General features: G+C 68.3%; 11 protein-coding genes. 10 read left to right on the top strand and 1 reads right to left on the bottom strand.

Features of this window, described 5'->3' with window-relative positions:
• From ACT6S0_RS24890 to ACT6S0_RS24850, 9 genes are all read left to right on the top strand, one after another.
• Positions 1–273, top strand: a 273-nt coding sequence (locus ACT6S0_RS24890) for an energy transducer TonB (protein WP_444766439.1), incomplete at its 5' end; no start/stop codon positions are given.
• 19 nt (positions 274–292) lie between these two features.
• A complete protein-coding gene (locus ACT6S0_RS24885) occupies positions 293–1,048 on the top strand; it encodes a MotA/TolQ/ExbB proton channel family protein (RefSeq protein WP_444692130.1) in 756 nt (251 codons plus the stop codon).
• Positions 1,049–1,067: 19 nt separating this feature from the next.
• A complete protein-coding gene (locus tag ACT6S0_RS24880) occupies positions 1,068–1,487 on the top strand; it encodes an ExbD/TolR family protein (RefSeq protein WP_444692129.1) in 420 nt (139 codons plus the stop codon).
• A gap of 115 nt (positions 1,488–1,602) precedes the next feature.
• The gene (locus tag ACT6S0_RS24875; protein ID WP_444692128.1) at positions 1,603–3,873 is read left to right on the top strand and encodes a TonB-dependent receptor; all 2,271 of its coding nucleotides are present in this window, start codon (positions 1,603–1,605) and stop codon (positions 3,871–3,873) included.
• Between the two features lie 24 nt (positions 3,874–3,897).
• Positions 3,898–4,581 (top strand): Fe2+-dependent dioxygenase, encoded by a 684-nt coding sequence (locus ACT6S0_RS24870; protein ID WP_444692127.1) that lies wholly within the window; start codon positions 3,898–3,900, stop codon positions 4,579–4,581.
• Entirely contained in the window at positions 4,578–5,711 is a 1,134-nt protein-coding gene (locus ACT6S0_RS24865) for an alpha-hydroxy acid oxidase (protein ID WP_444692134.1), read from the top strand. The genes ACT6S0_RS24870 and ACT6S0_RS24865 overlap by 4 nt, the downstream gene beginning before the upstream one ends.
• Positions 5,708–6,001 (top strand): PepSY domain-containing protein, encoded by a 294-nt coding sequence (locus tag ACT6S0_RS24860; RefSeq protein ID WP_444692126.1) that lies wholly within the window; start codon positions 5,708–5,710, stop codon positions 5,999–6,001. The genes ACT6S0_RS24865 and ACT6S0_RS24860 overlap by 4 nt, the downstream gene beginning before the upstream one ends.
• Positions 6,002–6,008: 7 nt before the next feature.
• Positions 6,009–6,560, top strand: a complete 552-nt coding sequence (locus ACT6S0_RS24855; RefSeq protein WP_444692125.1) for a cytochrome b/b6 domain-containing protein — start codon at positions 6,009–6,011, stop codon at positions 6,558–6,560.
• A 221-nt stretch (positions 6,561–6,781) separates the two neighbouring features.
• On the top strand, positions 6,782–7,207 hold the full coding sequence (locus ACT6S0_RS24850; RefSeq protein WP_082536465.1) for an SWIB/MDM2 domain-containing protein: 426 nt from the start codon (positions 6,782–6,784) through the stop codon (positions 7,205–7,207).
• A gap of 111 nt (positions 7,208–7,318) precedes the next feature.
• Here the strand turns inward: ACT6S0_RS24850 and ACT6S0_RS24845 are convergent, their stop codons facing one another.
• Entirely contained in the window at positions 7,319–7,711 is a 393-nt protein-coding gene (locus tag ACT6S0_RS24845) for a response regulator (protein ID WP_444692124.1), read from the bottom strand.
• Positions 7,712–7,924: 213 nt separating this feature from the next.
• On the opposite strand from ACT6S0_RS24845, the gene ACT6S0_RS24840 reads away from it, so the two are divergent.
• Positions 7,925–8,515, top strand: a 591-nt coding sequence (locus ACT6S0_RS24840) for an MHFG family PEP-CTERM protein (RefSeq protein ID WP_444766438.1), incomplete at its 3' end; no start/stop codon positions are given.

Raw genomic sequence — 8,515 nt, 5'->3', positions numbered from 1 at the left:
ATCCCGTCCAGTGCGCTGCGCTACGTCAAGGAGCCGCCCCAGGACTACCCGCTGCTGTCGCGCCGGGCCAGGGAGCAAGGCGTCGTCACGTTGCGCATCACCGTGGATGCCAACGGGCGGCTGAAAGATGCCTGGGTGCACAAGTCCTCGGGCTTCGAGCGCCTGGACCAGGCGGCCCTGCAGAGCATTCGCAAAGCGCTGTTCTCTCCCTACATGGAAAACGGCAGCGCCATCGACATCCAGGCGCTGGCTGCCTTCGATTACTCCCTCTGATCGCCAACTGAAGAACCTCATGGACGCCACCGTCATCGCCGCCGCCGCGCCGGCCCCAGGCTTCGGCCACTTCATCGCGCAGTCCGACGCCGTCGGCAAGTTCCTGCTCGGCGTGCTCGTCGTCATGTCCATCGCCTCCTGGGGCCTGATCGTGGCCAAGGGCGTGGCGCAGTACCTGCGCAACAAGCGCGCAACGACTTTCCTCGACTTCTTCTGGAACGCGCGTTCGCTCGCCGCCGTGCAGGCCGAGCTGAACACCCATGGTGCGCATGACCCGTTTTCGCACCTGAGTGCACACGCGATGCACGCCCAGGCCCACCATGCCCGCTACGGCTCGGCCAAGCTGGCCGAGGCGGGCACTGCCAACGACTTCATCACGCGGACCATCAAGAAGGTGCTGGACGAAGAGACCACGCGCCTGGAATCGGGGTTGACGACCATGGCCACCATCGGCGCGACGGCGCCGTTCATCGGCCTGTTCGGCACGGTCTGGGGCGTCTATCACGCGCTGCTGGCAATCGGGATGAGCGGCGCCGGCACGCTGGACAAGGTGGCCGGCCCGGTGGGCGAGGCGCTGATCATGACCGGCATCGGTCTGGCCGTCGCCATCCCCGCCGTCATGGCCTACAACGCCTTCACGCGCAGCAACCGCGTGCTGACCGCCCGGCTGGACGCCTTCGCCTACGAGCTGCACAGCTTCCTGACGCTGGGCGAGGCGCCCGGCGCCGGTGCCACGGGCAATGTGCGGCCGCTGAAGTCGACGGTCGCCGCCTGAACGCGAAGGACCGCACGCCATGGCCTTCGCCTCCTTCGACAGCAAGCGCGCCAGCGCACCGATGGCCGAGATCAACATGGTCCCGCTCATCGACGTGATGCTGGTGCTGCTCGTCATCTTCATCGTCACCGCACCGCTGCTGACCAATGCCGTCAAGCTCGACCTGCCCAAGGTCAGCTCGCAGGTCAACGAGCTCAAGCCGGACAAGGTCGAGTTCGGCATCGACGCCGCCGGCCAGCGCTACTGGAACGGCGAGCCGCTGACGCGCGCCGAGGCGGTCGAGCGCTTCAAGGCCGAGGGCCTGAAAGCCCTGCAGCCCGAGATCCATCTGCGTGCCGACCAGAACGTCGCCTACCGCGCCGTCGCCGAGACGCTCGCCGACGCCAGCACGGCCGGCCTGACGCGCGTCGGCTTCGTCAGCGAGCCCGAGCGCCACTGAGCGCTCACGGCCCGACCCAGCCCGCTTTCTTTCTCTTTCATCAACAGCAAGACGGCCAAGCCATCGCCAGGCCGCGTGGGCAGCGCATCGCCGCCCCACACCACGAGGAGTTCATATGTCCCGCAAATCCTCGCGCCCGAAGGCGCGCCCGGTCCTGAATCTGCTGCCGCTGGGTGCGCTCGCCGCCGGCTTCGGCCTGGCCACGGCCGCCATGGCCCAGACCTCCGTGGCCCCCGCGCCGGCCAAGCCCGCCACCGAGGAAGCCGCCTTGCCGACCGTGCGCGTCAAGGCCGCCGCCGAGCCGCAGGGCAAGGACGCCTACCAGGCCACCCAAACGCGCATCGGCAAAGGCAAGCAGGACATCCGCGACATTCCGCAATCGCTGACCGTCGTGACCGAGAAGCTCATGGACGACCGCAACCTCGACAACGTCAAGGAAGTGCTGAAGAACACCGCCGGCATCACCTTCATGGCGGCCGAGGGCGGCGAGGAGGACATCCGCATCCACGGCATCTCGCTGCAGAGCACCGGCGACATCTTCATCGACGGCATGCGCGACCCGGCCTTCTACGAGCGCGACACCTTCTTTCTCGACAAGGTCGAGCTGCTGCGCGGCTCCGGCGCGCTGATGTTCGGCCGCGGCTCCAGCGGCGGCGCGGTCAACCAGGTCACCAAGCAGGCCGTGCTGGCCGATCAGAACGAGATCGCCATCACCGCCTCCAGCCACGCCGGCCTGCGCGCGGTGGGCGACTTCAATGCGCGCACCGGCGAGACCACCGCCTGGCGCATTGGCACCATGGTCGACCGCGCCGACAACGACGGCGCCGGCAACATGATCAACAAGGTCGGCCTGGCCGGCTCGGTGCGCACCGGCATCGGCGAGACCGACGAGTTCGCGCTGACGATGTACGCGCTGCAGAACGGCAACGGCATGAACTACGGCATGCCGTGGATCCGCCCGACGCTGACCTCGCCCGTGGCCGACACGACGCTGGTGCCGGTCGACCCGACCGCCTACTACGGCATGGCCAGCGACCGCAACAAGGGCTCGGCGCAATACGTGATGGGTCAGCACACGCACCGCTTCAGCGCCGACATCGAGTTGACCAGCAAGGCCCGCTATGCGTCCTACACCCGCAACCAGCGCGCCGGCACCGTGCGCTTCGCGGGCGCGGCGCTGCAACCCGGCGGCCTGGCCGTGTCGCTGGCCACCTTCGGTCCCAACACCGTCATCAACCGCGGCACCCAGCTCAAGGTGCAGGACATGCAGACGGTCACCGTGCAGAGCGACCTGAGCGCGCGCATCCATGCCGCCGGGATGGCCCACAACATCACCACCGGCGTCGACTTCTCGCAGGAGAAGAAGCAGGTCTACGCCGCCTACTCGGCCAACCAGGGTGGCATCGTGCCGCCCAAGCCCACCACCACGGTGGGCCGGCCCGACGACGGCGCCTGGATCGACGAAGGCCGCCGCAGCTTCCGCACCAACAACGAATACGTTTCCAAGGGCTACGGCGCCTACCTGCAGGACCTGGTCCAGGTCGCGCCGATGTGGAAGGTGCTGGCCGGCCTGCGCTACGACAAGCTCGACGGCGACTACAGGGTGTACAGCATTCCAAGCAACGCCCCGTCGCCGCCGACGACGACGCCCTATGCCATGAAGATCTCGGAATGGAGCAAGCGCGCCGCAGTGCTGTTCCAGCCGAGCGAGCGGCTGTCCTTCCACCTGATGGGCGCCACCTCCTTCAACACCTCGGGCGACACCTATTCGCTCAGCGCCGCCAACGCGAACATCCCGCCCGAGAAGTCGGTCAACGTCGAGCTCGGCGGCCAGTACGACTCGGCCGACGGCAAGTTGACGACGCGCTTCGGCATCTTCCGCGCCACCAAGCTGCACGAGCGCAACACCGACCCGCTGACCAACCTCGTCGTGCTGTCCGGCAAGCGCCATGCGGCCGGCATCGATGTCGACATCACCGGCCGCATCACGCCCGAGTGGGAGATCTTCGGCACCTTCACGTGGATGCCGGTCGCCAGGATCGACATCGGTGCGCCCGGCGCCGAGGGCCAGGGCAGCCGTCCGTCGCTGACGCCGCGCTACTCGGGCAGCCTGTGGACGACCTACAAGCTGACGCCGCAATGGCGCGTCGGCGGCGGCTTCGTGGCGCGCAGCGGTCAGCAGCCCAACCGCAACCCCGGCTTCTACGCGCCGAAGTTCATCATCGGCAACCTGATGGCCGAGTACACGGCCATCGAGGACGCGCTGCTGTTCCGCCTCAACGTCGACAACGTGGCCAACAAGCGCTATGCCGACACGCTCTACTCCGGCCACTACCTGCCGGGCATGGGCCGCATCGTCGCGCTGACGGGCACCTACAAGTTCTGAGCCGATGCCTGACCGCGCCTTGCCATGCTGCTGAAGATCCCCCAGATCCTCGACGCCGCCAGCCTCGCGCGGGCCCGGCAGTTGCTGGCCGCGGCCGCCTGGGCCGACGGCCGCGCCACCGCCGGACGCCAGGCCGCGCAGGTCAAGAACAACGAGCAGCTCCAGCCCGGCAGCGAACAGCACCGCGAGTTGCAGGCGCTGGTGCTGCAGGCGCTGGAGAAGCACCCGCTGTTCTTCTCGGCCACGATCCCGAAGCGCGTGCTGCCGCCGCTGTTCAATCGCTACGCCGGCGCGAGCAATGCCTATGGCAGCCATGTCGACCAGGCCGTGCGCTACCTTCCCGGGGGCGTGCAACGTGTGCGCACCGACATCTCCTGCACCCTCTTCCTGAGCGAACCCGCCGACTACGACGGCGGCGAGCTGGTCATTGAGCACAGCTACGGCGAGCAGCGTGTCAAGCTCGCGGCCGGCGACCTCGTCGTGTACCCGGGCACCAGCGTCCACCGCATCGAGCCCGTCACGCGCGGCGAGCGGCTGGCGGCGTTCTTCTGGATCGAGAGCATGGTGCGCGCCGACGAACAGCGCCGTCTGCTCTACGAGATGGACATGAGCCTGATGGCGCTGCGCGGCGAACGCGGCGAGACGCCCGAACTCGTGCAGCTGACCGGCACGTATCACAACCTGCTGCGCATGTGGGCCGACACATGACCGCGCCGCGCCTCGAACCGCTGCCGGACGGTGTTGCCAACCTCGCCGACTTTGAAGCGCATGCCCAGGCTCGCGTCGATGCCAACGCGTGGGCCTATCTGAACGGCGGCGCAGCCGACGAACTGACGCTGCGCACCAATCGCGCGGCTTGGGATGTCATCAAGCTGCACCCACGCATGCTGCGCGACCTGGCCGGCGGCCACACACGCATCACTTTGCTGGGCCGCGAGCTGCAGCACCCCGTCCTGCTGGCACCCATCGCCTACCAGCGCCTCTTCCACCCCGACGGCGAGCTCGCGATGGCCCACGCTGCAGCCGCGCAGGGCGCTGGCCTGCTGCTGAGCGCGCAGGCCAGCGTCGACCTCGAAGACGTCGCCGCGCCGTTGCTGGCAGAGCCGGGCGCCGGTCCGCTGTGGTTCCAGCTCTACTGGCGTGACGACCGCGATTTCATGCGCGCGCTGCTGCGCCGCATCGAGGCCGCCGGCTTCCAGGCGCTGGTGCTGACCGTCGACGCGCCCGTGCATGGCGCGCGCGACCGCGAACGCCGCATCGGCTTCAAGCTGCCCGACGACATTCGCGCGGTGAATCTCGGCGGCCTGAAGAAGCCGCTCAACCTGCAACCCGGCCAGAACGCGCTGTTCGACGGCCTGATGCCGCGCGCCGCCACCTGGCGCGAGGTCGCCTGGCTGCGCGCCGAAAGCAGGCTGCCACTGCTGCTCAAGGGCCTAACCCATGCCGACGACGCGGGTGAGGCGCTCGCCCGCGGGGTCGCCGGCTTCATCGTCTCCAACCACGGCGGCCGCACGCTCGACACCCTGCCGGCCACCGCCGAGCTGCTGCCGCCGCTGCGCGCGGCCCTCGGCCCCGATGTGCCCCTGCTCGTCGACGGTGGCATCCGCCGTGGCACCGATGTGCTCAAGGCCATGGCATTGGGCGCCAGCGCCGTGCTGCTCGGCCGCCCCTACGTGCACGCGCTGGCTGCCAGCGGTGCGCTCGGCGTCGCGCATGCGCTGCGCCTGCTGCGCGACGAACTCGAGATCGCGATGGTGCTCTCGGGTTGCAGGACCCTCGCCGACGCCGGCCCGGCGCTGCTCTGGCCCGGCAGCTTTCCCGAAAGGACTCCTCGATGAAACGCCTCGCCACCACCGTCAGCCTCGTCGCCTGCGCCTCGGCCGCGCTTGCGCACGGCAACATCTCCTGCGCCACCGTGCCCAAGGCAGAGAAGAAACCGCAGATGGAACTGCAGCGCAAGCTCGAAGCCGAAGGCTGGAAGGTGCGCCAGGTGAAGAACTTCAACAACTGCTACGAGGTCTACGGCTTGGACGCGCAGGGGAAGAAGGCCGAGGTCTTCTTCCACCCCAGGACCTTCGAGCGCGTCTACCCGGAAGGCGAAAAGCCCGCCGCCGCTGTCGCGCAGTAGGACCGCCGTGGCCGCGCGCATTCGCGTCTGGGACGGCCTGGTGCGCGCCTTGCACTGGGGGCTGGCGGCCGCCATGGCCACCGCATGGATCAGCGGCCACTGGCCACCTGCCGACTTCGACACGGTCCATCACTATGCGGGCTACGCGGGGCTTGCAGCGGTGGCCTCGCGCCTGGCCTGGGGCTTTGCCGGCAGCCGCCATGCGCGCCTCGCGCAGTTCGTGCGCGGCCCGCATGCCGTGCTGGGCTATGCACGTGCGCTGCGCGCCGGCCACGCGCCGCGCTATATCGGCCACAACCCGCTGGGCGGCTGGATGGCCCTGCTGCTGTGGATCACGGCGGCCGCGCTCGGCCTCACCGGCTGGCTCTACACCACGGAATGGCTGTGGGGCTATGCCTGGCTCGAGCAGCTGCACGCGGCGCTGGCCTGGCTCATGCTGGCCCTCGTCGTCGGCCATTTGGGCGGCGTCATGACGACCAGTTGGCGGCATCGCGAGAACCTGGTCGCGGCGATGTTCAGCGGCACCAAACGCGCGCCAGCGGCCGACGACCTCGTCTGATTGCAAGCCACGCGATGGCCCGAGTGATGCGGCCTAGCGACATGCAAGGCTCAAAGGGTCGATTTCATGGGCCTGTGCGGGTCATCCCCTCTATGAAAGCCTTCTCTTCCCCTAGAGAAGCGCAGTACCATCGCCGCCGCAGGGTGCTAGCGAGTATTGAAGGCTTACGCGGCCTTCACCCAGGCCCCGCACATCAACAACCTTTGATGGAGTGAATCGACATGGCAACTGCGAAGAAGGCCGCGCCCGCTAAGAAGGCGGCACCGGCCAAGAAGGCTGCACCAGCGGCAAAGAAGGCGGCAGCGCCTGCAAAGAAGGCTGCGGCTCCGGCCAAGAAGGCCGCCGCGCCCGCGAAGAAGGCAGCTCCGGCCAAAAAGGCCGCAGCACCCGCCAAGAAGCGCACGCCGAACGCCGCCTTCATGAAGGCACTGACCCCCAGCGCGGCCCTGGCCGCCATCGTCGGCGCAGCCCCGCTGCCGCGCACCGATGTGACCAAGAAGGTCTGGGAATACATCAAGAAGAACAAGCTGCAGGATGAGCTGCAGAAGCGCGTCATCAACGCCGACGCCAAGCTGAAGGAAATCTTCGGCAAGGCCAAGGCCGACATGTTCGAGATGACCAAGCTGATCAACAGCCACCTGAAGTGATGCAGCGCCGCGCAAGCGGCCTGCCATTACGAGCCCGGCACTGCCGGGCTTTTCTTTTTTCTGGCGCCGCTGCGCGCCCGCCAGGTCGCTGGAACTGTGGTCGACCCTTGCTCAGGCCAGCAGCTTGCGCAGCGCGGACTCAAGGCGCGGCACGTCGATGGGTTTGAGCCAGTAGTCGTGGAAGCCCGCCGCGCGCGCGGCGCGCACGACGCTGCCGGGGTCGTCGGCCGACAAGGCCACCCAGCGCAGCCCCTTCAGCGCTTCAGCCAGGCCAACGTGGGCATGCGCCTTCTCGATCAGCTCCAGTCCCGTCATGTCGGGCAGGTTCATGTCGACGAGGACGAGGTTGGGCGGCCTTTCAGCCAGCGCTGCCAGCGCCTCCGCGCCGGTCTCGGCGCAACGCAACTCCCAGCCCGGCAGCAGCCGGAACACTTCTTCCATCAGGATCAGGTGGATGCGGTCGTCTTCGACGTAGAGCACCAGCGGCACGGCGGGGTCGGGCATGGCGAGGTTGGGGGGCGGGAGGCGTCGGCACGATAGCAGCAATGCCAGCACAACGGCATTCGAGCCGATCCACCCGGTTCTGGCCATTTGCGTGACATTTCTCACCCGTCTTGCACCCCATCTTCGGGGGTCTTCAAGGCACGTAAACCCGTAGGCCTCCCTAATACTAGGGCCATGCGCCCTGGTTCGGGCGCGTCCTTTTGGACAGCTCCGATGTCTTTGATCGCCACGCTCGCACTTGCCGCCTCGGCCGGCGCCACGCTACCCCAGTGCAACTGGGATCGCCCCGGCGTCAACCCTTTCACCGGCGACGTGGTCGCGGCCGTGGATCGCTACAGGGACATCCCGGCGGCCACGCGCAACAAGCTCAAGGCTCGCATGAAGGCGCGCAGCTATGACGACATCGCCCTCATCGAGCGTGACAGCATCAAGGGCAACGCCAGCTACGCGCCCGAGATCCGCGACATGCACTTCGGCCCTGGCGCCGTCTGCAACACCGTGACGCGCACGAAATGGACGGCGGCGACGCAGGAGCGCGGCCTCGTCTACTGCGAGGACGGCCAGTGCATCCTCGTGCCCACCGTGTGCCGCAATGTCAGCCGCATCCGTCGCCTGGACAAGCCCGCCGCCATCGCGCCGGCCCAGGTCGCCAACGTCGCCTCGTCCACCCGTGAGGGCGAGGACAACACGCCGCTGGAATTCGAAGCCCCCGCGGCCGGCCCGCTGGCTGGGGCACCGGAGACCTTCGCCACGGCCTCGGGCGTGCCCGCGTTGGGCGGGGCGGCGCAGGGCGGTGGTTTCAGC

Origin of the sequence: Roseateles sp. (assembly GCF_052436255.1) — a bacterium.
In the GTDB taxonomy this organism is placed as follows: Bacteria; Pseudomonadota; Gammaproteobacteria; order Burkholderiales; family Burkholderiaceae_C; genus Pelomonas.
The sequence above is the reverse complement of the archived record's forward strand: the minus strand, read 5'-3'. Positions and strand labels throughout refer to the sequence as shown.